General features: G+C 70.8%; 25 protein-coding genes. 19 read left to right on the top strand and 6 right to left on the bottom strand.

What is annotated here, in order from left to right:
• Positions 1-183: 183 nt before the first annotated feature.
• On the bottom strand, positions 184-843 hold the full coding sequence (locus FHX37_RS02775; protein WP_141921900.1) for a DUF305 domain-containing protein: 660 nt from the start codon (positions 841-843) through the stop codon (positions 184-186).
• A 99-nt stretch (positions 844-942) separates the two neighbouring features.
• On the opposite strand from FHX37_RS02775, the gene FHX37_RS02780 reads away from it, so the two are divergent.
• Positions 943-1,602: a DUF3105 domain-containing protein gene (locus FHX37_RS02780; RefSeq protein ID WP_141921901.1), complete on the top strand. Its 660-nt coding sequence runs from the start codon at positions 943-945 to the stop codon at positions 1,600-1,602.
• A gap of 14 nt (positions 1,603-1,616) precedes the next feature.
• Here the strand turns inward: FHX37_RS02780 and FHX37_RS02785 are convergent, their stop codons facing one another.
• Both FHX37_RS02785 and FHX37_RS02790 read right to left on the bottom strand, forming a co-directional pair.
• Positions 1,617-2,078: a DUF3515 domain-containing protein gene (locus FHX37_RS02785; protein WP_141921902.1), complete on the bottom strand. Its 462-nt coding sequence runs from the start codon at positions 2,076-2,078 to the stop codon at positions 1,617-1,619.
• Between the two features lie 21 nt (positions 2,079-2,099).
• On the bottom strand, positions 2,100-2,333 hold the full coding sequence (locus FHX37_RS02790) for an Lrp/AsnC family transcriptional regulator (RefSeq protein ID WP_141921903.1): 234 nt from the start codon (positions 2,331-2,333) through the stop codon (positions 2,100-2,102).
• A 177-nt stretch (positions 2,334-2,510) separates the two neighbouring features.
• Here FHX37_RS02790 and FHX37_RS02795 point away from each other — a divergent pair, with 177 nt between their 5' ends.
• Positions 2,511-3,470: a thiamine-phosphate kinase gene (locus tag FHX37_RS02795; protein WP_141921904.1), complete on the top strand. Its 960-nt coding sequence runs from the start codon at positions 2,511-2,513 to the stop codon at positions 3,468-3,470.
• A gap of 150 nt (positions 3,471-3,620) precedes the next feature.
• Positions 3,621-4,250, top strand: coding sequence for a cellulose binding domain-containing protein (locus tag FHX37_RS02800; RefSeq protein WP_141921905.1), 630 nt, complete (start codon positions 3,621-3,623; stop codon positions 4,248-4,250).
• Between the two features lie 87 nt (positions 4,251-4,337).
• Here FHX37_RS02800 and rpmB read toward each other — a convergent pair whose 3' ends face one another.
• Positions 4,338-4,523 (bottom strand): 50S ribosomal protein L28, encoded by a 186-nt coding sequence (gene rpmB, locus FHX37_RS02805; protein ID WP_141921906.1) that lies wholly within the window; start codon positions 4,521-4,523, stop codon positions 4,338-4,340.
• Positions 4,524-5,063: 540 nt separating this feature from the next.
• On the opposite strand from rpmB, the gene recG reads away from it, so the two are divergent.
• From recG to smc, 10 genes are all read left to right on the top strand, one after another.
• Positions 5,064-7,298 (top strand): ATP-dependent DNA helicase RecG, encoded by a 2,235-nt coding sequence (gene recG / locus FHX37_RS02810; protein WP_141921907.1) that lies wholly within the window; start codon positions 5,064-5,066, stop codon positions 7,296-7,298.
• A gap of 160 nt (positions 7,299-7,458) precedes the next feature.
• Positions 7,459-8,040 carry a 16S rRNA (guanine(966)-N(2))-methyltransferase RsmD gene (rsmD, locus tag FHX37_RS02815; protein ID WP_141921908.1) on the top strand — a complete coding sequence of 194 codons (582 nt, stop codon included), beginning with the start codon at positions 7,459-7,461 and terminating at the stop codon, positions 8,038-8,040.
• 67 nt (positions 8,041-8,107) lie between these two features.
• The gene (gene coaD / locus FHX37_RS02820) at positions 8,108-8,593 is read left to right on the top strand and encodes a pantetheine-phosphate adenylyltransferase (RefSeq protein ID WP_141921909.1); all 486 of its coding nucleotides are present in this window, start codon (positions 8,108-8,110) and stop codon (positions 8,591-8,593) included.
• 184 nt (positions 8,594-8,777) lie between these two features.
• Positions 8,778-9,371: a YceD family protein gene (locus FHX37_RS02825; protein ID WP_141921910.1), complete on the top strand. Its 594-nt coding sequence runs from the start codon at positions 8,778-8,780 to the stop codon at positions 9,369-9,371.
• A 368-nt stretch (positions 9,372-9,739) separates the two neighbouring features.
• Positions 9,740-9,916: a 50S ribosomal protein L32 gene (gene rpmF, locus FHX37_RS02830; RefSeq protein ID WP_141921911.1), complete on the top strand. Its 177-nt coding sequence runs from the start codon at positions 9,740-9,742 to the stop codon at positions 9,914-9,916.
• A gap of 251 nt (positions 9,917-10,167) precedes the next feature.
• Entirely contained in the window at positions 10,168-10,893 is a 726-nt protein-coding gene (rnc, locus tag FHX37_RS02835; protein ID WP_141921912.1) for a ribonuclease III, read from the top strand.
• Positions 10,894-10,900: 7 nt separating this feature from the next.
• The gene (gene mutM, locus FHX37_RS02840; RefSeq protein ID WP_141921913.1) at positions 10,901-11,773 is read left to right on the top strand and encodes a bifunctional DNA-formamidopyrimidine glycosylase/DNA-(apurinic or apyrimidinic site) lyase; all 873 of its coding nucleotides are present in this window, start codon (positions 10,901-10,903) and stop codon (positions 11,771-11,773) included.
• 31 nt (positions 11,774-11,804) lie between these two features.
• The gene (locus tag FHX37_RS02845; protein WP_170181619.1) at positions 11,805-12,065 is read left to right on the top strand and encodes an acylphosphatase; all 261 of its coding nucleotides are present in this window, start codon (positions 11,805-11,807) and stop codon (positions 12,063-12,065) included.
• Between the two features lie 303 nt (positions 12,066-12,368).
• Positions 12,369-12,560 (top strand): hypothetical protein, encoded by a 192-nt coding sequence (locus tag FHX37_RS02850; RefSeq protein ID WP_141921915.1) that lies wholly within the window; start codon positions 12,369-12,371, stop codon positions 12,558-12,560.
• 309 nt (positions 12,561-12,869) lie between these two features.
• On the top strand, positions 12,870-16,517 hold the full coding sequence (smc, locus tag FHX37_RS02855) for a chromosome segregation protein SMC (RefSeq protein ID WP_141921916.1): 3,648 nt from the start codon (positions 12,870-12,872) through the stop codon (positions 16,515-16,517).
• 127 nt (positions 16,518-16,644) lie between these two features.
• Here the strand turns inward: smc and FHX37_RS02860 are convergent, their stop codons facing one another.
• Positions 16,645-16,833: a hypothetical protein gene (locus FHX37_RS02860; protein WP_141921917.1), complete on the bottom strand. Its 189-nt coding sequence runs from the start codon at positions 16,831-16,833 to the stop codon at positions 16,645-16,647.
• A 56-nt stretch (positions 16,834-16,889) separates the two neighbouring features.
• Positions 16,890-17,459 carry a hypothetical protein gene (locus FHX37_RS02865; protein ID WP_141921918.1) on the bottom strand — a complete coding sequence of 190 codons (570 nt, stop codon included), beginning with the start codon at positions 17,457-17,459 and terminating at the stop codon, positions 16,890-16,892.
• Between the two features lie 192 nt (positions 17,460-17,651).
• Between FHX37_RS02865 and FHX37_RS02870 the strand changes: the two genes are divergently transcribed.
• From FHX37_RS02870 to ftsY, 6 genes are all read left to right on the top strand, one after another.
• Positions 17,652-18,473 carry a helix-turn-helix domain-containing protein gene (locus tag FHX37_RS02870; protein ID WP_246062043.1) on the top strand — a complete coding sequence of 274 codons (822 nt, stop codon included), beginning with the start codon at positions 17,652-17,654 and terminating at the stop codon, positions 18,471-18,473.
• Between the two features lie 31 nt (positions 18,474-18,504).
• Positions 18,505-18,675: a DUF397 domain-containing protein gene (locus tag FHX37_RS02875; RefSeq protein WP_342777589.1), complete on the top strand. Its 171-nt coding sequence runs from the start codon at positions 18,505-18,507 to the stop codon at positions 18,673-18,675.
• Positions 18,676-18,758: 83 nt separating this feature from the next.
• On the top strand, positions 18,759-18,950 hold the full coding sequence (locus FHX37_RS02880; RefSeq protein WP_141921921.1) for a DUF397 domain-containing protein: 192 nt from the start codon (positions 18,759-18,761) through the stop codon (positions 18,948-18,950).
• Positions 18,951-19,465: 515 nt separating this feature from the next.
• Positions 19,466-20,413: an ABC transporter substrate-binding protein gene (locus FHX37_RS02885; RefSeq protein ID WP_141921922.1), complete on the top strand. Its 948-nt coding sequence runs from the start codon at positions 19,466-19,468 to the stop codon at positions 20,411-20,413.
• A gap of 3 nt (positions 20,414-20,416) precedes the next feature.
• Positions 20,417-21,445 (top strand): FecCD family ABC transporter permease, encoded by a 1,029-nt coding sequence (locus tag FHX37_RS02890; protein ID WP_141921923.1) that lies wholly within the window; start codon positions 20,417-20,419, stop codon positions 21,443-21,445.
• A 61-nt stretch (positions 21,446-21,506) separates the two neighbouring features.
• Positions 21,507-22,703 (top strand): signal recognition particle-docking protein FtsY, encoded by a 1,197-nt coding sequence (gene ftsY, locus FHX37_RS02895; protein WP_141921924.1) that lies wholly within the window; start codon positions 21,507-21,509, stop codon positions 22,701-22,703.
• The last annotated feature ends 14 nt before the right edge of the window (positions 22,704-22,717 follow it).

The raw sequence follows: 22,717 nt of genomic DNA on the forward strand, positions 1-22,717 counted from the left end.
CGTCCCGCACACGCGGAGCCGGCCGGTGCCGCGCCGCCCTACCGGGCGTTGGAACGAAAGGAAGCTGTCACCAGGGGAAACGTCGGTCGTTGCGCAGAGCCCGGCATCGGTGCGGCGCCGGGACCGCGCCCGGTGATGTAACCGAGGACACGTGCGACGCCACGCGTCCGGCGGACAGGGGCCCTACATGTCCTCCGGGTCGACACCCCGCTCGGACAGCATCTCGCGCATCATCTCGATCTCGGACTGCTGGGTCTCGGCCATCCCGGCGGCGAAGTCCACCACCATGGGCTCCTCGCCCAGCTCCTCGGCCGCCTCGGCCATGTCGACCCCGCCGACATGGTGGTCGATCATCGCCCGCAGGAAGACGATCTCGGCGTCCTCGCCCTCGGCGGTGCGCAGCTTCTCCATCCGCTCCTCGGAGGCCATGCCCGGCATGCCGCCCTCGGCGTCGTGGTCGGGCATCCACGACATGGGCGGTTCCGGGCCGCGCGCGGGCAGGTCCCACTGCACCAGCCAGCCCTGCATCCGCCCGATCTGCTCCTGCTGCGTACGCGCGATGTCCTGGGCGACGGTCCGCAGAGCCGTGTCCTCGCTCTCCTCCAGGACCAGCAGCGACATGTTCACCGCCTGGGCGTGGTGCGTGCTCATGTCCCGCAGGAACCCGGCCTCGGGTGAGTCGTCGTCCGGGTAACCCGGGCTTCCGAGCGCGTAGCCGCCGACGAGCGCCGCCACCACCAGAGCAGCCACAGCGCTCCACAACGGCCAGCCGCGCCGATGTCCCTGGTCACCGTGCTGCTCCCCAGCACTGCTGCTGTCCTCCGCGGTGTGGTCCTTGCGCATGGGGAACCATCCTCACCAAGCCGGGCGTTACTCACGAGAACCCCGAATCGGGGGAACCGCAGTGTCCCACAGCACCCTACTGTTCCGGGAGCGATGCACGTGAGCGAGAGCAAGGCCGCCCGGCGGCGCCGCCAGGCAGCGGAACGAAAGGCCCAACGCCTCCGGCAGGAGCGCAGACGCAGGATCCTCACCATCGCCGGTGCCAGTGGTGCCGCGGTCCTCGTCCTCAGCCTGGTGGGGCTGGGCGTCTACCGGCAGTACGAACGCAGCACGATCGAGGGGCTGCGGACCTTCGACGAGCTCACCAACGACCACGTGACCGAACCGGTCGACTACGACCCCGAACCGCCCGTCGGGGGAGACCACCACGCCGTGTGGCAGAACTGCGGCGTGTACGAGGAACCGGTGTCCGCCCGCAACGCCGTGCACTCGCTGGAGCACGGCGCGGTGTGGCTCACGCACGAGCCCGACCTGCCCGAGAAGCAGCGCGAGGAGCTCGCGTCGCTGTACTCCCAGGGCAGCTACGTCATCGTGAGCCCCTACGACGGGGAGATGCCCGCCCCGATCGTGGCCAGCGCCTGGGGCAAGCAGCTCCGCCTGGACGACGCCACCGACGAGCGGATCAGCGCGTTCCTGCGGGCCTACGAGAGGAGCTCCGACGTGCCCGAACCCGGAGCGGCCTGCTCCAACGCCCTGGACCTGAACCGCGCGGAGCTGGAGGAGGCGGGCGGCATCGACGCCCTCACCGGCGGAATGTGACCTCCGGCCGGGATTCAGACCTCCCCGTCGGGAAGGGCGGGCACGGTGTCGGCGATCACGTCGCCCACCTCCACCAGCCCCCGTGCGGGTGCGCCGTAGGAGGGCGGAACGTCCAGCTCCACGTAGGCCTCGCGCCCCACCGCCGTGAAGAGCGTCGGGCGGTCGCCCGGCTCGGGGAACCACGCGATCCCGTTGACGGTCCGCAGATGGGAGTCCGGGGCCAGCTCGGTGGGGCGCTCCACACCGCACCGCACCGCGACGGGCGGATCCCCCCACGCCGCGACATGGTCCGAGTCCGGGCGCGTGGCGACCCGTTCCTGCCCGACCACGGTGTCGGGCAGACGCTGCACCAGCGTGCGGCACAGCTCGGCCGTCTCCGCGTCCGGCGAGGGTGCCGGAACCTCGGCGGTGTCCGCCGCGCACCCCGCCAGCACGGTAAGGGCCGCCGCTGTGGCGGCCACTGTCCTCAGTCGCATCGGCTTGTCGAAACCACCAGGTCAGATGTTCACGATCGGGCAGGTGAGAGTGCGCGCGATACCGTCCAACCGCTGGATACGCGCCACCACCATGCGGCCCAGGGCGTCCACGTCCTCGGCCTGGGCGCGCACGATCACATCGTAGGGCCCGGTCACGTCCTCCGCCTGCGTCACTCCGTCGATCGCGGCGATGTCGCGGCTGACGTCAGCCGCCCGGCCGACATCGGTCTGAATCAGAATATAGGCCTGCACCATGCGGCCCCTTTCCGGACGAGTATCCTGCCAGTCCTCGGAGCGTGCCGTCCGCAATCGCGGGTTCGGTCCCTGTTCGGTGGACGCGTGCGCGGCGCCGGGCGCGCCGCTCGTGACGAACAGCGTCCGCCGAACAGGGCTAGACCACTTCTCCGAAAGCGTCACCGTACCCTGATAGTTGTGTTGCGCACTATTGGAGAACTGGGCGAACCTGGGCTTATCGGACGCGTGTCGGCCAAGTTCCCACAAACCGCCGACGTAATCATCGGGCCCGGTGACGACGCCGCCGTCACCAGTGCCCCCGACAACCGCGTCGTGTCCAGCACCGACCTCCTCATCGAGGGTCGGCACTTCCGCCGCGACTGGTCGAGCGCGCGTGACGTCGGACACAAGGCGGTCGCGCAGAACTTCGCCGACATCGCCGCGATGGGGGCCAGACCGACCGGGCTGCTCCTGGGGTTCGCCGTCCCCGACGACCTCCCCGTGGCATGGGTGGACGGCTTCGCCGACGGTATCGCCGCTGAGTGCGCCACCGCCGGCGGGGCCGTGGTCGGCGGCGACACCGTCGGCGCCCCCGCCGTGACGGTCGCGATCACCGCCCTGGGCGACCTGGGCGGGGCCGAGGCCGTGCGCCGCTCCGGGGCCCGGCCCGGCGACACGGTGGCGGTCACGGGAAACCTGGGACTGTCCGCGGCGGGATACGCGCTCCTGCGCGCCGGTGCCGACGGCCCCGACGAGGCCCTGGCCGAGCACCGCCGCCCCAGCCCGCCCTACCCCCAGGGGCCGCGCGCGGCCGCGCTGGGCGCGAGCGCCATGATCGACATCAGCGACGGACTCGCGCACGACCTCGGCCACGTTGCCCGGGCGAGCGGGGTGGCGGTCGCACTGGACTCCTCCGCGCTGGTCCCACCCGCCGGACTGCGCTCCGCCGTGGAACGTCTGGCCGAACTCGGAGGGGGCCACCGCGGCGTCCGCGAGTTCATGGTCGCCGGCGGGGAGGACCACGCCCTGGCGGCGACCTTCCCACCCGGAACCGGGCCTCCCGACGGTTGGACCACCGTCGGCGCGGTGCGGGAGGGGCAGGGGGTCACCGTCGACGGCCGGACCCCGCCGCCCACCTCCTGGAACCACTTCGGGTGATCGACGGAGCGGGGGCGATGTGCCAGAGTGCGGTAGTGGGAGAGAACGGGCGCGGCACCCCGGACCCCACCGGACGGTTCTGCCGTTCCTACCGGTGCGTCGGGGCGGCAGTGGCCACGTCCACGTGACGAACGAGGCGGAAGCACAACTATGCGGCGGCGAGACGCGGACCGGCGGGGCCGGCGTGGTGCGCACCGCGCCGAGCCACACGACGCCGGGAAGCTGGCCACGCTCACACGCGTACTGGAGAGCACCGTCCCCCGGAAGGTACGTCCGCCCCACGTGCTGACCGTGCTCGTGCTCTCCGGGGTGACGCTCGCGCTGACACTGTTCGCCTACAGCACCACCCAGATCCACCTGAAGTTCAGCGGGCCGCCGACGGGGCGGGACGCGGCCCCGGACACCGGCAGCCAGCACCTCGAGCCCAGCGCGGGAACGGCGGAACCCTCCGCCCCGCCGGGCGCCGGAACCGCGGGCGTCCGGGTCACCTACCGGACCGTGGACTCCTCGGAGACCGGGTTCACCGGACAGGTCGCGCTCACCAACACGGGAGACGAGCCGGTGGAGGAGTGGCGACTGGCGCTGGGCTTCCCCGACGCCGAGGTCACCTCGGCCTGGAACGCCGACTGGCAGGTGTCGGGAAGCAGCGTCCGGATGCACCCCGCCGAGGACACCGCCGCGATCGCGCCGGGTCAGACGGCCACCATCGGGTTCACCGCGCACGGGCCGGAGCAGGAGCCCTCGAGCTGTTCCCTGAACGGCCGCGCCTGCGGCATCTGAGCGGAGGTCCCGGGGATGCCCCCGGACACGAAAAGGCGCCACGGCCTACGCCGTGGCGCTGACGGAAAACCGACCGCGCGGGTGTGCTCAGTTGCCGACCTTGCCGGCCTTGATGCACGACGTGCACGCGTTCAGGCGTTTGGGTGTGCCACCCACGCGCGTACGCACGGTCTGGATGTTGGGATTCCAGCGGCGGGGGGTGCGGCGGTGCGAGTGAGAGACACTTTTACCGAACCCGGGTCCCTTGCCGCAAACGTCGCAGACGGAAGCCACGGTAACTCCATTCACGCTTTCGGGTCCGTGCACTGGCGCACACGTGCGAGAGCGACCCGAGAGGTCCAAAAATCAGGATGACGCTGCGCGCCGACCGTGCGAGCGTACACGACGATCGGAACCGCTCCCAACCGCACGGGGATCCTCCCCCGCACGAAGCGGTAGTGACGGGTGCGCCCCGGTCCGACACTCCAGCCGGAAGAAGGCCGCACGCCAGCGCCGCTACCAGTGTACCTGCAGTGTTCGACTCCCGGGCCACTACCTCGCACGGCACCGCACACCAGCCGGGCCGGGCCCATTCGAGAGGTGCCCGCCCCCTCGCGCCCTGTCCGGGAACCCGGCGGCCGGCGCTCCCGCAGGCCGGCAGGGGACCCGTTCCGTGCCCGGAGGCGGCCGTGTCGCCGGCGCGGCCGCGCGCCCCGTGACGAGCAGTGCCCCCGGACAGGCCCTAACCTTGCACGTGAGGAGTCCGCCGCGCGCGTACCGGTACCCGTCGGCACGCGCGCGGTGTCCCGGTGGAGAGTGCTGGAAGGAGCCCCGTTGATCACGTGGGACGAACCACTACGGGCCACGCTGGGAGCCAACGCCGCCAAGAAGCTCGCCGCCGAACTGGACCTGCACACCGCGGGCGACCTGTTGCAGCACTATCCCCGGCGTTACGTCACCCGCGGGGAACTGACCGACCTCGCCGCGTTGGACGAGGGCGAGAACGCCACCGTGCAGGCCGAGGTCCGCAGGGCGAACGAGCGCCGCATCAACGGTGGGCAGGGCGGCAAGCCCCGGACCATGCTGGAGGTCGTCGTGACCGACGGCACAGCCCAGCTCACCCTGGCGTTCTTCCACAAGACCGGATGGCACAAGCGCCACCTGGTTCCGGGGTCCCAGGGCATGTTCGCCGGCAGGGTCTCCTCCTTCCGCGGCCGGCGCCAGCTCGCCCACCCCGAGTACGAGATGCTGCCCACGGGGGAGGCCACCGGCGAGGACCGCGCCCGTGAGTTCGCCGGCAGACTGATCCCGGTCTACCCCGCCACCAAGGACCTCTCCTCCATGCGGATCCAACGCTGCGTGGAGGTGCTGCTGGACCAGGTCGGCGAACTCGACGACCCCCTGCCGCGGGAACTGCGCGAGCGCCACCGCCTCCGGGACCTGCGCACGGCGTTGGAGGACGTGCACCGGCCGGCCGACCGGGAGTCCGCCGACGCGGCGCTGCGCAGGCTCAAGTGGGATGAGGCCTTCGTGCTGCAGCTCGCCCTCGCCCAGCGCCACCGGGAGGCCTCCGCCGTCCCGGCGTGTGCCCGACCGCGCGTCACCGGCGCCGCACTCGACGCGTTCGACGCCCGGCTCCCCTTCACCCGGACCGAGGGCCAGGTGGCGGTGGGCGAGACCATCTCGGCCGGGCTCGAGGCCACCCACCCCATGCACCGCCTGCTACAGGGCGACGTGGGAGCCGGGAAGACCCTCGTCGCCCTGCGTGCCATGCTGCAGGTCGTGGACGCGGGCGGCCAGGCCGTCCTGCTCGCCCCCACCGAGGTCCTGGCCCAGCAGCACTACCACTCCATCGTGGCGATGCTCGGCCCCCTCGCCGACGGCGGGCGGCTCGGCGCGGACGAGCACGCCACCCGCGTCACACTGCTGACCGGCTCCGCCGGAGCGGCCGCGCGACGCGAGGCGCTGCTGGAAGCGGCCTCGGGCACGGCGGGAATCGTGGTCGGCACCCACGCCCTCCTGCAGGAGCACGTGTCGTTCGCGGACCTGGGGCTCGTCGTGGTGGACGAACAGCACCGGTTCGGGGTGGAGCAGCGCGACGCGCTGCGGGAGAAGGCGACGCGGGGGCGGCCGCACGTCCTGGTGATGACCGCGACCCCCATCCCGCGCACGGTCGCCATGACCGTGTACGGCGACCTCGACGTGTCCGTGCTCGACCAAATCCCCGCCGGACGCTCCCGGGTGGACACGCACGTGGTCCCGGCGCGGGAGAAACCGCACTTCCTGCACCGTGCCTGGGAGCGGATCACCGAGGAAGCCGCCCGGGGCCACCAGGCGTTCGTGGTCTGCCCCCGGATCGACGGCGACGGGACCGAGGCAGGCTCCGCGCCCGCCGGGGAACAGAACGGAGACAGCCCGCTCCAAGAGGAGGGCGGCGGGAACGAGGCGGAAGCGGGGACGCGCCCGCCGCTGGCGGTGTCCGACGTCGCCGCCGAGCTCTCCGAGGGGCCGCTCGCCGCCGTGCGGGTCGAGGCGTTGCACGGCCGTCTCACCCCGGACGAGAAGGAGTCGGTCATGCGCCGCTTCTCCGCGGGCGAGGTGGACGTGCTCGTGTCGACCACCGTGGTGGAGGTGGGGGTCGACGTGCCGAACGCGACAGTGATGGCGATCATGGACGCCGACCGTTTCGGCGTGTCCCAGCTGCACCAGCTCCGGGGGCGTATCGGACGCGGGAGCCTGCCCGGGCTGTGCCTGCTGGTGACCGAGGCCGAGGAGGACACACCGGCGCGGGACCGGCTGGATGCGGTGGCGGGAACCCGGGACGGGTTCGCGCTGTCGCGGGTCGACCTGGAACAGCGCCGCGAGGGGGACGTGCTCGGCGGTGCCCAGTCGGGGAAGCGGTCCTCGCTGCGGCTGCTCACCCTGCTGCGGGACGCCGACCTCATCGGCGACGCCCGGGAGGAGGCCGCCGCGTTCGTCGCGGCCGATCCCGAGCTGGCCACCCACCCGCGACTGGCCCGCTCCCTGGGGGACTTCCTGGAGCGGGCCGATTACCTGGAGAAGGCCTGAGTCCCCTGCCGGTGGGCGCGTGCGCGGAACCGGGGCGGGGCCGTGACGAACAGCGTCCACCGGACAGGGCCAGCCCACGGCCGCGGCGCGCGGCTGGTCCGGTAGACCTGGTGCTTGGGAACGGACACGGCACCGTAGCCAGAGAGGGGAAACTGCACACATGACCCGCATCATCGCCGGAACCGCGGGGGGACGCCGGCTCGCCGTACCCAACGGGAGGGTGACCCGCCCCACCGGTGACCGGACGCGTGAGGCACTGTTCTCCTCGGTGCTGTCGGACCTGGGAACCCTGTCCGAGGCGCGGGTGCTGGACCTGTACGCGGGGTCGGGGGCGATCGGGCTGGAGGCGCTGTCCCGCGGGGCGTCCCACGCGCTGATGGTGGAGGCCGACCGCCGGGCGGCCGCGACGTTGCGCCGCAACGTCGCGAGCGTGGACCTGCCGGGAGCCCGGGTGGAGGTCGGACGGGTGCTGCGGGTACTGGAGCGGGGGCCGGGAGGCGCCCCCTACGATCTCGTCGTCGCCGACCCGCCCTACGCGCTGCCCGACGCCGAGCTCGGTGAGGTGCTGGCGGCGCTGCGCGACGGAGGGTGGTGCGTGCCGGACGCGCTGCTGGTGGTGGAACGCGCGAGCCGTGGGCCCGACCTGGTGTGGCCCGAGGGCTTCGTCCCGGTGCGGATGCGCCGTTACGGGGAGGCGACCCTTTGGTACGGTCGCACCGCGAGTCTCCCGGACCATGCCTGAACGCCGGGCGGGAACCGCCGGGGCGGGGAACCGTGCCCGAAGGTCGGCCAGAGAGGAGCGGTCCACCGTGCGCCGTGTCGTCTGCCCCGGGTCCTTCGACCCGATCACCAACGGTCACATCGACATCATCGGGCGCGCAGCACGGCAGTACGACGAGGTGATCGCGGCTGTTCTGCTGAACGTCAACAAACGCGGCCTGTTCAGCGTCGAGGAGAAGCTGGACATGCTGGCGGAGTGCACCCGCGACTTCGGGAACGTGCGGCTGGCCAAGTTCGACGGGCTGCTGGTGGACTTCTGCCGGGAGAACGAGGTCAACTCCATCATCCGCAGTCTGCGTTCGGTCAGCGACTTCGACTACGAGATGCAGATCGCCCAGATGAACTACCGGCTCTCCGGTGTGGAGACGATGTTCATGACGGCCAACCCGCAGTACTCGTTCCTGAGCTCCAGCCTGGTGAAGGAGGTCGCCCGGAACGGCGGGGACGTCAGCGGTCTGGTGGCGCCGTACGTGGAGACGCGGCTGCGGGAGAAGTACAAGGAGCAGGGGGACTGACCGTTCCCCGGGACAACGGGTGATTTTGGGGCGGCCCGCATCGGTGGTTACGATGAAGGAACGATTGTGCCTGAATCTCCGCTGCGCCGTGCGGGTGTGACATTCCGCGCTCGGCGGTGCCGGGGAGTACCACCAGCTCGCCGTTCGCCGCCACGGCGGACGGCCGTATTCAACGAAAGCGCGAATTACCCTGTCTCGTCTAGATGCTCGCGCCCCTCTCGTGGTCGACACCAAGTCACTGGGGCGCCAACCAGGTTCGATGCGGACCCTCGAACGCATCGCGCCCGCTCCCGGATCGTTGGCGAACGGGATGGTCCACGTCCCCGAGGGCGCCGACATCGCACTGGAGCTGCGGCTCGAAGCGGTCATGGAGGGGGTCCTCGTCACGGGGACGGGACGCACCAGGTACGAGGGGGAGTGCTCCCGGTGCCTGGATCCGGTCTCCGACGCCATCGAGGTCGATTTCCAGGAGCTCTTCCGGTACCCGGAGGAGGACTCCAAGGGCAGGAGCCCGGCCGCCTCGGAATCGGACGCCGAGGACGAGGAGGACGAGGACTACTACCTTGAGGACGATCTGCTCGACATGGAGCAGGTGCTCAGGGACGCGCTCGTTCTCGCGCTGCCGTTGACCCCGCTGTGCCGGGACGACTGCCCCGGCCTCTGCGTGGAGTGCGGAGTCAAGCTCGCCGAGGCCGAACCCGGCCACAGCCACGGCGACCCTGTCGACCCCCGCTGGGAGCCGTTGCGGAAACTGGGCGGGGACACCGGTGAGCAGTGACGGTTCCCCGCGCGGGTTCACCGTCTGAGGTGACCCGGCGGGTGGGTGACACCACCACGGCGGAGCGACCGGTTCCGCCTGTCGAGTAAGCTGTGGCTGGTCCGTCGTCCGGTCCGGCCCGCGTGCCGCACGGTGCGGACACCAGGACACCGGGCAGTGCGGACCGTGACATCCTCGCCGCCAGTGGCGGGGAGGTGAGACACCGCCTCCGGTGCGGTGCCGTTGGGCAGCGCACGACGGGGAGGTCCCGGCGGGGATTCGCCCCTGTCGGGGGTGATGACCGCACGGTGCCATGAGTACCTCACCCTGAGGGGCGGCCGGGGTTTCCGCCCGTCAGGCGGGAGAGGACGTCAACGAGGAGGAGTAAAGTGGCTGTTCCGAAGCAAAAGAAGTCGCGGAGTAATACCCGCAAGCGCCGGTCCCAGTGGACCGCGTCGCGTCCGAACCTGGTTACCTGCCAGCGTTGCCGTGGCACCAAGCTCTCCCACACGGCTTGCCCCACCTGCGGCACGTACCGGAACCGCCAGGTCGTCAAGCCGGCGTGAGCAGCGGATCGCGGTGGGCTCACGCGGTTGGGCCCGCCGATCCGACCGCGACGCGGGAGACCACACACCGGTACGGGCATATCCCGAGGCCGTGGTGGTCGCCGGCGGGAGGGCGGTTCCCCTCCCCGTGTGCCAACAGCGGCGTCCACCTCGCTCTCGAGCGTCCCTTGACCGGATCTGCCGAGCGCAGCCGTGCGACGACCCGGCGTGCCTGGGGACAGGACGCTGGAGATTTAGGGGTGTGAGCGCGAGTGGCAACGCAACTCAGCGCCGTTGAGGCACACGAGTTCTACCAGGCGATCGGTGTCGAACTGGACGCGCAGGTACTGACTCGCGCGTTGACGCATCGTTCCTACGCTTACGAGAAGGGCGGCCTGCCCACGAACGAGCGCCTGGAATTCCTCGGGGACTCCGTGCTCGGGTTGGTCGTCACGGACACGTTGTTCCGGGAGCATCCCGATCTGCCCGAGGGGCAGCTCGCCAAGCTGCGCGCGGCCGTGGTCAACATGCGCGCGCTCGCCGACGTGTCCCGGGGCCTGGGCATCGGCGGCTACATCAGGCTGGGGCGCGGCGAGGAAGGCACCGGGGGGCGGGACAAGTCCTCCATCCTCGCCGACACGCTGGAGGCGATCATCGGCGCGGTCTATCTGGACCGGGGCCTGGACGTCGCCTCGGACCTGGTGCACCGCCTGTTCGACCCGTTGATCTCCACCGCCTCGGGGCTCGGCGCGGGGTTGGACTGGAAGACGTCGCTGCAGGAGCTGACCGCCTCCGAGGTGCTGGGTGTTCCCGAGTACTTCGTGGAGGAGAGCGGCCCCGACCACCAGAAGACGTTCCGGGCCACGGTCCGTGTGGCCGGGGAGGAGTACGGTCTCGGCGCGGGGAGCAGCAAGAAGGAGGCCGAGCAGCAGGCAGCGGAGTCGGCGTGGAAGGCGATCCGCGCCCGTTCCGCCGGCCGGGGCGAGTCCCGGGAGTGACGCTCGGATGCCTGAACTTCCCGAGGTGGAGGTGGTCCGGCGCGGGCTGGACCAGTGGGTGACCGGTCGCACGATCGGCGCGGTCTCGGTTCTGCACCAGCGTGCCGTCCGGCGGCACGCTGGTGGGCGGAGCGACTTCTCCGCCCGGCTGTCCGACCGCCGGGTCGAGGGTGTGTCCCGGCGGGGTAAGTACCTGTGGCTGGCGCTGGACTCGGGCGAGGCTCTTCTGGCGCACCTGGGTATGAGCGGGCAGCTCCTGGTGCAGCGGCCGCAACAGGCGCCGGAGCGCCACCTGCGGGCGTCACTGCGGCTGGACGGGGACGAGGGGACCGAGGTGCGGTTCGTCGACCAGCGCACGTTCGGTCACCTGCTGGTGGATCCGCTGGTCGCGGACGGCGGCGCGCGGGTGCCGTCGGCAGCCCGCCACATCGCCCGTGACCCGCTCGATCCCGAGTTCGACGAGGACGCCGTGGCGGCGGTACTGGCGCGGCGCCGCAGCGACATCAAACGCGCCCTGCTGGACCAGTCGCTGATAAGCGGCATCGGCAACATCTATGCTGACGAGGCGTTGTGGCGGGTACGACTGCACGGCGGGCAGCACACCGGGTCGCTGCGCCGCTCCGACGTCGCGGAGCTGATGGCCGAGGTCCGGGCGGTCATGCGCGACGCGTTGGCCGCCGGCGGCACCTCGTTCGACGAGCTGTACGTGAACGTCAACGGGGAGAGCGGTTACTTCGAACGGGGACTGAACGTCTACGGGCGGGAGGGGCAACCGTGCGCGCGGTGCGCCGCCCCGGTCCGGCGTTCGGCGTTCATGAACCGCTCCTCGTACCACTGCCCCCGGTGCCAGCCGCTGCCCGCCGGTGTGAAGCCAGCCTGAGGCGAGGGAGGTCCGAGTGAGCGACGCGCGGATGACGGCATGGGTGCGTGGCCGGGTCCAGGGTGTCGGATTCCGTTGGTGGGTGCGTGCGCGCGCTCTGGAGCTGGGCCTGACCGGTGCGGCGACGAACCTGCCGGACGGCAGGGTGGAGGTCGTCGCCGAGGGTGAGCGGGAGCACTGTTCCCGGTTGCTTGAACTGCTGCGTAGCGGGGATACTCCCGGTCAGGTCGCGTCCGTTACCGAGCGTTGGGACGAGTTTCGGGGTGCGTTCTCCGGATTCGTCGAACGGTGAGTATCCTGGAGAGAGGATGCGAGCCGTGTGCTCCGGGTGCCAGCTCGTGTCGCTGCGTCCGTCGAGTGGACGGCGCGGCGGTACCGGTCGGGCCGGGAGGCGCGGATGCGGAGCGCCAGGCGAGACTCGCCTGGCTACTGCGTGATCACTGACAGTAATTGACGGTTGTGACTGGCGACGTCCACAGCGCGGCGTTGGAGGGCGTGCTCCGCTTCTTTCGGCAGGGTGCTGGTGGTTGTTCGGGGCGGTCCCGGGGCCGTGCGCGTCGTCCAGTCTGGTTACTCAACGTGGAGGACCCACATCATGGCGAAGGCTCTGTTTGGCCACGTCGGCGCTTCCGACCCGCAGATGGTCCGGGAGATGCAGCGGTTGCGGGAGCGGGTGCGCGATCTTGAGGAGGAGGTCGGGCGCCTTCAGGCGCGTAACGAGCAACTCAGCGCCGAGGTAGCTGACGTGGCTGTCAGCGCGACGGATCGCGAGCCCGCGCTCGCGTAGTACGCGCCCAACCGTAGCTTTACGGATGTAACGAACAAGGGACGCCGCCCCGCACCGTACTCCGGCGTCCCTGGTGGCGCAGGGGAGAGATCCCGTCCGATTCCGCGAGGGATCCCCCTCTCCCTATTTCCTACTTTCCCGAGGGATTTGGCAAGATTACGCGCGGCATCGGTCCGCGCCACGCTCCCGAAACGGCGAGTCTGTTCACACCGGTGCTGTTCGTTCCCGGAACGGGGCCCGTACCCGGCGCGTTCGTGGCACCCTTGTCCTGCGGAACCGTAAACCGGGAACGGGAACAGGGAGTACGGGGTGTACCTGAAGAACCTCACGTTGCGTGGCTTCAAATCCTTCGCCTCCGCGACGACCCTGCGGTTCGAACCCGGCATCACCACCGTGGTCGGGCCCAACGGTTCCGGGAAGTCCAACGTCGTCGACGCCCTCGCCTGGGTGATGGGCGAGCAGGGCGCGAAATCACTGCGCGGCGGGAAGATGGAGGACGTCATCTTCGCCGGGACGTCCTCCCGCGCCCCGCTCGGCCGTGCCGAGGTGAGTCTCACCATCGACAACACGGACGGCGCCCTGCCCATCGACTACTCCGAAGTGACGATCAAACGCACCATGTTCCGCAACGGCGGATCGGAGTACGCCCTCAACGGTGACACGTGCCGGCTGCTCGACCTGCAGGAGCTGCTCAGCGACTCCGGGATCGGCCGGGAGATGCACGTCATCGTCGGGCAGGGCCAGCTCGACACCGTGCTGCACGCCGGTCCCGAGGAGCGCCGGTCGTTGATCGAGGAAGCCGCCGGCATCCTCAAACACCGCAAGCGCAAGGAGAAGGCGCTGCGGAAGATGGAGGCGATGCAGGGCAACCTGGACCGGGTGAACGACCTCGTCACCGAGGTGCGCCGCCAGCTCAAACCACTGGGCAAACAGGCCGAGCTCGCCCGGCGCGCCGCCACCATCCAGGCCGAGGCCCGCGACGCCCGGCTGCGGTTACTCGCGGACGACATCACCGCGCTGCGCGAGCAGATCACCAACGAGGAGGCCGAGGAGTCCGCCGCCCGCGCCCGCCGCGACACCACGGAGAAAGCCCTCGCCGAGGCCCAGGCCCGGGAGAACGAGCTGGACACGGCGGCCGCGCAGGCAGCACCCCGCCTCGCCCGGGCCCAGGACACCTACCACCGCCTCTCCCAGCTCAAGGAGCGCCTGGACGCGGTCGCCGGCCTGGCGAACGAACGTCACCGCAACCTCAGCGCGCCGGCCGAGGAGGAGCAGCGCGGCCAGGACCCGCAGGAGCTGGAACGCGAGGCCGAGGAAGTCCGCGCCCAGGAGGAGCAGCTCCAGGAGCACCTCGACAGTGCCCAGGAGGGGCTGGACGGCGCCGTGACGGAACGCGGAACGGCCGAGGCCGCGCTGGAGGCGGAGGAGAAACGCGTGGCGGAGGCGGCCCGCCTCGCGGCCGACCGTCGGGAGAACCTCGCCAAGCTCCGCGGTCGGGTCGACGCGCTGCGCAGCCGCCTCGCCGCGAGCGAGGCCGAGGTGGAACGGCTGAACGACGCCGCCGCCGAGGCGCGGGAACGCGCCGAGGAGGCCCGGGCGCAGCGCGAACAGGCCGAGAACGACACGTCCGGGCTGGACGCGGGAGACGCCGACCTCCAGGCGCACCGCGAGGCGGCCGAACGCGACCTCGCCGCGTTGGACACCGAACTGTCCGAGGCGCGCGACGCCGAGCGGGCGGCCGAGCGGGAACGCGCCGCCATCGCGGCCCGGAAGGAAGCCCTGGAGACGGGGCTCAGCCACAAGGACGGTGCGGGCGCGCTGCTGGCGGCCGCCGACCGGTTGCCCGGCGTGCTGGGGTCGCTGGCCTCGCTGGTGGAGGTGGAGACCGGCTGGGAGACGGCCATCGCCGCAGCCCTCGGCCCCGCCTCGGACGCGGTCGTGATGGAGAGCCCCGGCGCGGCCGAGTCCGCCCTCACCCTGCTGAAGACCGACGACGCGGGCCGCTCGGGCATCGTCGTCGCCGAACCCGCGGCGGCGCCGCCGCGCGACTCCTGGCCCACGCCCCCGCACGGGGCGCGCTACGCCGTGGAGGCGCTCACCCCGCCGGAGGACCTCACCCAAGCCGTGACCGCGCTGCTGGACCGGACCGTGCTGGTGGCGGACACGTCCGACGCCCAGCGCGTCATCACCGACCAGCCCCGGCTGCGCGCCGTCACCAGCTCCGGGGACGTGTTCTCGCCGGCCCTGGTGCAGGGCGGGTCCTCGTCCGGAAGCCTGCTGGAGACCCAGGCGGCCGTGGACGAGGCCGCCGAACGGCTGGAACGCGCCCAGGAGGAGTGCGAACGCGCCAGTGCGCGGCTGGCCGACACGCAGCGGCGGAGGACCGAAGCCGCCAACGCCCTGGAGGAGGTCGAAACCCGCAGGCGCACGGCGGACCAGCGCCGGAACGAAGCCAACCAGCGTATCGCCGAGATCGGCGGGCAGGTCAGCGCCGCCGAGGCCGAGGCCGAGCGGAGCGCCCAGGCCGCGGCGAAAGCCTCCTCCGGTCGGCAGAACGACCTGGATACCCTCGCCGAGCTGGAGGAGCGCCTGGCCGCCACCGAGGCGGAACCGGAAGCGGAGGACGAACCCGACACGAGCCACCGCGACGAGCTCGCGGAACGGGCCAGCGCCGCCCGAGCGGCGGAGACCGAGGCGCGGCTGGCCGTGCGCACCGCCGAGGAGCGGGTGCGTTCGCTCGCCGGACGCGCGGAGAAGCTGGAACACGCCGCCGCGGAGGAGCGCCGCGCCAGGGAACGTGCCGAGCGCCAGCGCGAGCGGCGCCGCGGCCAGGCCGAGGTCGCCGAGGCGGTGGCGCGGGCTGCCGACGAGGCGCTGCGTCGTGTCGCGGACTCGCTGTCCGCGGCCGATACCGAACGCGGCCGTGCCGAGGAGGAGCGTTCCGCCCGGGACACCGAGCTGAAAACGGTACGCGCCCGGGTGCGGGAGCTGTCGGTGGAGCTGGAGAAGCTCGCCAACACGGTGCAGGGCAGCGAGGCCGCTCGTGAGCAGCGCAAGATCAGGCTGGAGGAGCTGGAGACGAAGGCGGTCGAGGAGATGGGCGTCGACGTGGCCGCGCTCCTCGCCGAGTACGGCCCGCACGTTCCGGTGCCGGCGGGTGACGGCGCGGAGGGACAGCCGGGCGGGGACGGCAGCGCCGGACAGCAGGGGGACGAACCACCGCGGGACCACACACGGCAGGGAGAGGAGGGCACGGACGCCGACTCCGGGGAACTTCCGCCGGGCACGGTTCCCTACGTCCGGGAGGAGCAGGAGAAGCGCGCCCGCAAGGCCGAACGGGAACTCACCAAACTGGGCAAGGTGAACCCGCTCGCGCTGGAGGAGTACGCCGCCCTGGAGGAGCGCCACTCCTACCTCACCTCGCAGCTGGAGGACCTGAAGCAGACCCGCCGCGACCTGCAGAAGGTCGTGGAGGAGGTGGACAGCCGGGTCCAGGAGGTGTTCTCGGCGGCGTTCGAGGACGTGTCCCGGGAGTTCGCCCACATCTTCAGCCGCCTCTTCCCCGGCGGGGAGGGCAAACTGGTGCCCACCGACCCGGAGGACATGCTCACGACCGGTGTCGACGTGGAGGCGCGCCCGCCGGGAAAGAAGGTGAAGCGCCTCTCCCTGCTGTCGGGCGGGGAGCGCTCCCTCACGGCTGTGGCGTTCCTGGTGGCGATCTTCAAGGCGCGCCCGTCGCCGTTCTACGTCCTCGACGAGGTGGAGGCGGCGCTCGACGACACCAACCTGCAGCGGCTGCTGGTGATCTTCGACGAGCTGCGCACTGTTGCCCAGCTCATCGTGATCACGCACCAGAAGCGCACCATGGAGGTCGCCGACGCGCTGTACGGGGTGACGATGCAGGGCGACGGCATCTCGCACGTCATCAGCCAGAAGCTGGAGCGCAGCCGGACGTAGCCGCCCCGCGGCCGCCGTTCCTGTGCCACCGCGCGGGTCCGGTGCGGCACCAGACCGGTGACCACGTGGAGCCGCGCTGCACCGTGGATCCCCGGTGCAGCGCGGCTCCCGTTGTGTCCGGTCGTGGTCAGTGGGTCGCGTCCGCTGCGTCGTGCGGGCGGACCTCGGTGGCGGCGAGGTAGGTGTTCAGGCGGGTGCGGAGTTCACGGGCGGTCGCGCGGATGCGGCTGGGCCACAGGGAGCCGGTTCGGGTGTCTTGGACGAGCTGGTCGGCGAGGTCGCGGAGTTCGCGGCACTGGTGCGGCGTGAGGTCCATTCCGGGTGTGGTCCTTCCGGGTGTGGTCCTTCCGGGGCGTGGCTGGTGTTCGGCGGTCAGGTGCGCTGGTGGCCGGTGGTGGCAAGGTAGGCGCGTACGTGGGCGGCGAGGTCGGCCATGTCGGGATCGGGATCGGGACGGGCGGAAACATTCGGCCCGGTGGGTCCGGGTGCGGGTGCGCGGGTGACATAGGGGCGGACGCGGTCGGGTGGGTGGAAGGTGGTCAGGGCGTGGTCCATGGCTTCCAGGGTGCTGAAGGCCAGGGCGATGTCGGGATGAGTGGCGTGGTGCGCCTTGTAGGGCAGGAGCGCGTCGTGGGTGGGAGAGATGTTCCAGTGACGGCTGTGGCGTTGGGCGACTTCGCAGAATTCGCCCCAGCGGGGAATGCGTTGTTGTGGAACGAGGCGGGGACGGACACCGCGCGGGATGCTGCGGGGCGTTGGTGGGGGTGGGTCGGGGTGCGGTTCGTCGTCGGTAGCTCGGTTGCGGGTGCGGGCGGCTTCCTCGGCGAGGACGCGTTTGAGGCGGGCGCGCGGGACGTTGCCGGCGTGTTGTCCGTTGGGTGGGGGCGGGGCGACGCCGAGGAGGGCGAGTAGCGGCAGGAGGAGCCACGTGAAGGTCCGCATATGTCACTCCTTGTAGCAACAGGAAGCACGAAGAGCGATGAAGTAAAGCTATGTTCATGATGATTAATTCAACATGAAGCGTCAAGATGAAGTGTTCATAATGAGTTGAATGCCCGGAAATTTTTTGAGACGGAATAGGATCAACACCCAGCCGCCCCCGATACAGAGGCAGACATGAGGCACAGTCCCACCGTGCGCAAGCGCAGGCTCGCTGCTGAACTGCGCCGCCTGCGGGAAACCGTCGGATACACCGTGGACGGCGCCCGTAAAGCTCTCGGCTGGTCATCGGGCCGTCTCAACCATATGGAGGCAGGGCGCTCCCGTCCGGACCCCAGTGCGCTCAGGGACCTCTTGAATACTTACGAGGTCACGGATCCCGCCCGTCGCGAAGCGATACTCGCTTTGGGGCGACAGTCAAAGGAGCGCGGGTGGTGGGACACCTACAGTGACGTGTTGCCCGATTCCTATATCGGCTTCGAAGCAGAGGCGTCGACGATCAGTACCTTCCAACCGATCGTGATCCCTGGTCTGCTGCAGACGGCGGATTACGCGGCGATGAGTGCCCGTGCTGCCCTCGCACGTAGCGACGCCGAGATCAATCGCATCGTTGCCGCACGCATGGAACGCCAGGAGATACTGGCCGGAGAAGACGCGCCGGACCTGCACGCGGTGGTCGCCGAGGAGGCTTTGATCCGGCTGTGTAGTACTGACCAAGGACTCGCGCGTCAGCAGATCAGCTACTTGATCGAGATCGCCGAGTCCCTCAACACGATCACGGTCCAAATACATCCACAGTCGTCGGGTATGCACGCAGCTACGTTCGGCGCCATGGTCATTCTGGACTACAGCGATGAGCGTGACCCCAGTCTTGTCTACATCGAGACGAGGGCTGAAGGGCTCTATCTGGAAGAACCCGCGTATGTGACTGGTTACCGACAAGCTTTCGAACACGTCGCCATGGATGCTCTGTCCCAGGCGGGGTCGATCGACCTGATGAAGAACCTGATTCGCTAGTGAGGTTTCTGTGTGCTTTCCGGATGAGGTGGTGTTTCATAAGTCCACATATAGCGCCAGTGCCAACGAGTGTGTTGAGGTGGCCGAGTGCGCGCGGGGGGCGGCTGTCCGTGATTCCCGGACCTCGACGGAGGGGAGTCTGGTGTTCCCGGTGGGGGAGTGGCAGGCGTTTCTGCGCGGGGCGCGGTCGGGTCTGCTGTGATCCGCACTCCTGCCCTGGTGGCCCGGCGGGGTCCGGCCGGGTTACCAGGGCAGGTATGAGTCCCGTTCGCTAGTGAGGTTTCTATGTGTTCTCCAGACGACTTGGTGTTCCACAAGTCCACATACAGCGCAGGCGCTTCCGAGTGTGTTGAGGTGGCCGAGTTCGCGCGGGGGGCGGCTGTCCGTGATTCCCGGACCTCGACGGAGGGGAGTCTGGTGTTCCCGGTGGGGGAGTGGCAGGCGTTTCTGCGCGGGGCGCGGTCGGGTCTGCTGTGATCCGCACTCCTGCCCTGGTGGCCCGGCGGGGTCCGGCCGGGCCAATGGCCCCGGTGGGAGTCCCACACCACCCGGCCGCGTGTGTTCCGACACTCCCGTTCCCAGCCGTGGTGGACAGTCCCCCGGCGTTTTGGAGCGGGACACTGTCGCGCGTACCGCGTGTTAGCACGCGGCCAGGCGACGGAACAGCAGCGCACCGCCGTCGCCGCCCTTTCCCGTCCGGTGTGGGCCCACCACCGGGAACACGCTCCGAGCACGGCGCGTAAAGTGGACATGTCGCCCTACCGGTCCCATCCCGGCAGGGCACACGGGCACCGCGTGAGCGAAGTCCGGTGGTGGGGGCGTTCCCACGCCCCCGAACCCGGCGCTGTCCCGCAACTGTGACGCCCGCCGCCCCGCGGCGGGACGAGCCAGGTCGCCTCCGCGGATGCCGACGCTCACTGTCCTCGTGGGAAGGACGGTCCGTCCCAGCGGGCTCTGACACTTCCCCCGGATCGCTGTTGCAAAGGAGCCCCGTGCGCAGAGCACTCACGACACCGGCCATAGCCGCTCTGGCGGTTCTTCCCCTCGCGGCGTGCGGCGGGACGGGAACACAGGAGGAGGACTCCGGCGGCGGCAACGCCGGCGGGGAGTTCCCCGTCACCGTCACCGACGCCCGGGGCGAGCTCGACATCGACGAGAGGCCCGAACGCATCGTCTCCCTGTCGCCGACCCTCACCGAGACCCTGTTCGCGGTCGGCGCCGGGGACCAGGTGGTCGCCGCCGACGAGCACTCCAACTATCCCGAGGAGGCACCCGACACCGACCTCTCCGGGTTCACCCCCAACGTGGAGGCGATCACCGAACACGACCCCGACCTCGTCATCCTCGGCCGCGACGCCCAGGACTCCGCCGGACAACTGGAGGACGTGAACATCCCGGTCTTCGTGGCGCCCGCCGCCGAGACCCTCGACGACGCCTACGACCAGGTGCGCACGGTCGGCAAGGCCACCGGCCACGCCGACAAGGCGGACACGGTGGCAAGCGGGATGGAGTCCGACATCGACGACACCATCGCCGAGACCACGGACGCCATCGGCGACACCGACCTGACGTACTACCACGAGCTCGACCAGGAGATGTACTCGGTGACATCCGACACCTTCATCGGCCAGGTCTACAGCGAGTTCGGCCTGGACAACGTCGCCGACGCCGCCGACGACACCGCCGGCGGATACCCGCAGCTGTCCGCGGAGTACGTCGTGGAGCAGAACCCGGACCTGGTCTTCCTGGGGTACAGCGGTGAGGACGCTGTCTCGGAGGTGAAGCAGCGGCCCGCGTTCGACACCGTCACCGCCGTCGGGAACGACGACATCACCCAGCTCGACCCGGACATCTCCTCGCGGTGGGGCCCGCGCGTGACCGAGCTCGCCGACAGCGTCTCCGAGTCCGTCATCGCCGCGGCGGACGCCGAGGAGGAGTAGCCCGTGCGGCGTCCCCGGCTGACCTGGGCATGGCTCGCCGCCGGGCTTGCCGTGCTCGCCGCAGCGCTCGTCCTCGGCGCCACAGCCGGGGCCGCCAGCATCACCCCGGCCGACATCGGCGGTGAGCTGCTCAGCCGTGTGTGGCCCGGCATGGACTCACCACTGGACGAGCGGGAGCGCGCCGTACTGGTGCAGCTGCGGTTGCCCCGCGTCGTCCTCGGCGCTGTCGTCGGAGGGCTGCTGGCGACCGCGGGAGCCAGCTACCAGGGGGTGTTCCGCAACCCGCTGGCCGACCCCTACCTGCTGGGGGCAGCCGGCGGGGCCGGACTGGGCGCCACCCTGGTGATGGTGTTCGGCCAGAGCCTGGACGCGGCACCGCAGGCCGCCATCCCGGCCTCCGCGTTCGTGGGCGCGCTGCTCGGCGTCGCCGCCGCCTACGCCCTCGGTACGACAGCGGGCGGTGGCAGCGCCGCCCTGGTGCTGGCCGGCGTCGCGGTGTCGTCCTTCCTCTCCGCGGCCCAGACGCTGGTGCAACAGTTCCGCCTGGACGACCTGCAGCGCGTCTACACGTGGCTGCTCGGCGGTGTCGGGCACGGCGGCTGGGACGAGGTGCGGATGATCGCCCCGTACGCCGTCGTGAGTGTGCTGTTGCTGCTGGCGTGCGGTTACCTGCTGGACATGCTCGCCCTCGGCGACGAGAAGGCCCACAGCCTCGGGCTGAATCCGGCGGCGGTGCGGATGCTCGTGATCTCGGCCGCGTCCCTGGCGACGGCGGCCGCCGTCGCGGTGAGCGGACTCATCGGGTTCGTCGGCATCATCGTGCCGCACATGGTGCGCCGCCTCGTGGGCACCGGGCACCGGCTGCTGCTGCCGATGTCCCTGCTGGTGGGCGCCGGCTTCATGGTGCTGGTGGACATCGTCGCCCGCACGGCCCTCGCCCCCGCCGAGCTCCCGCTCGGGGTGGTGACGGCGTTCCTCGGCGCGCCGTTCTTCATCGTCATCCTGCGGACCACGCGCCACCGCGGGACCTAACACCGCCCTGCCCACCGGAGTTGCCCATGCGGGCCGCTCCTTCTGCGAAACTGGGCTCGTTATGGACTACACGATATTCGCTGTCGCCACGTTCATCGTCGCGCTGCTGGTGTTCGGCGGTGTCTTCCTCATCCGGCCGCGCCGCTCGGAACCGCCCCAACAACAGCCGCGGCAGGAAGAGCAGGCCACCGCCGACTCCGGCACCGCTGTCGCCGAACCAACCGAAACCGAAAGCGCCGAGGAACCGGCGGAGGGCTCCGGCGCCGTCGCCGAGGCGGAACCGGCAACCCCCGCCACCGCCGAACCGGCCGCGCCCGAGGTGGAGACCCCACCGCCGTCCGCCGGGCGGATGGTGCGGCTGCGCTCCCGCCTCGCCCGCTCGCAGAATGTCCTCGGCCGGGGGCTGCTGAACCTCCTCGCCTCCGACAAACTCGACGACGACACCTGGGAGGAGATCGAGGACACCCTTGTCACCGCCGACGTCGGGGTCGAGTCGGCGACAGCGATCGTGGAGAACCTCCGCACCAAGGTCAAGGTGCTGGGAAGCCGCACCCAGGACGACGTGCGCCAACTGCTGCGGGAGGAGCTGCTCACCCAGATCGACCCGAACGCGGACCGTGCCGTACGGACCCGGGCGGAGACGGACCGGCCCGCCGTCATCATGGTCGTGGGCGTGAACGGCACCGGCAAGACCACCACCGCCGGGAAACTCGCCCGCGTCCTCGTGGGGGACGGCCGCAGCGCCGTGCTGGGCGCGGCCGACACGTTCCGCGCTGCCGCCGTCGACCAGCTGGAGACGTGGGGCAACCGCGTCGGCGCGCCCGTGGTCCGCAAGGACGAGGGCGCCGACCCCGGCAGTGTCGCCTTCGACGCGGTGGCCCGCGCGACCGAGGACGGCGCCGACACCGTCATCATCGACACCGCCGGACGGCTGCACACCAAGACCGGCCTGATGGACGAGCTCGGCAAGGTGAAACGCGTCGTCGAGAAGAAGTCCGACGTCGACGAGGTGCTGCTGGTCCTCGACGCCACCACCGGACAGAACGGGCTGCGTCAGGCCCAGGTGTTCTCCGAGGTCGTCAACATCACCGGCATCGTGCTGACCAAGCTGGACGGCACCGCGAAGGGCGGCATCGTCCTGCAGGTCCAGCGGGAGCTGGGAGTCCCGGTGAAACTCGTGGGCCTGGGCGAGGGCGCCGACGACCTGGCCCCCTTCGATCCGGAGACGTTCGTGGACGCCATCCTCGACGGGGAGTGATCCGGGGCCGTCCG

The sequence above is a fragment of the Haloactinospora alba genome (genome assembly GCF_006717075.1).
Classification (GTDB): Bacteria; Actinomycetota; Actinomycetes; order Streptosporangiales; family Streptosporangiaceae; genus Haloactinospora; species Haloactinospora alba.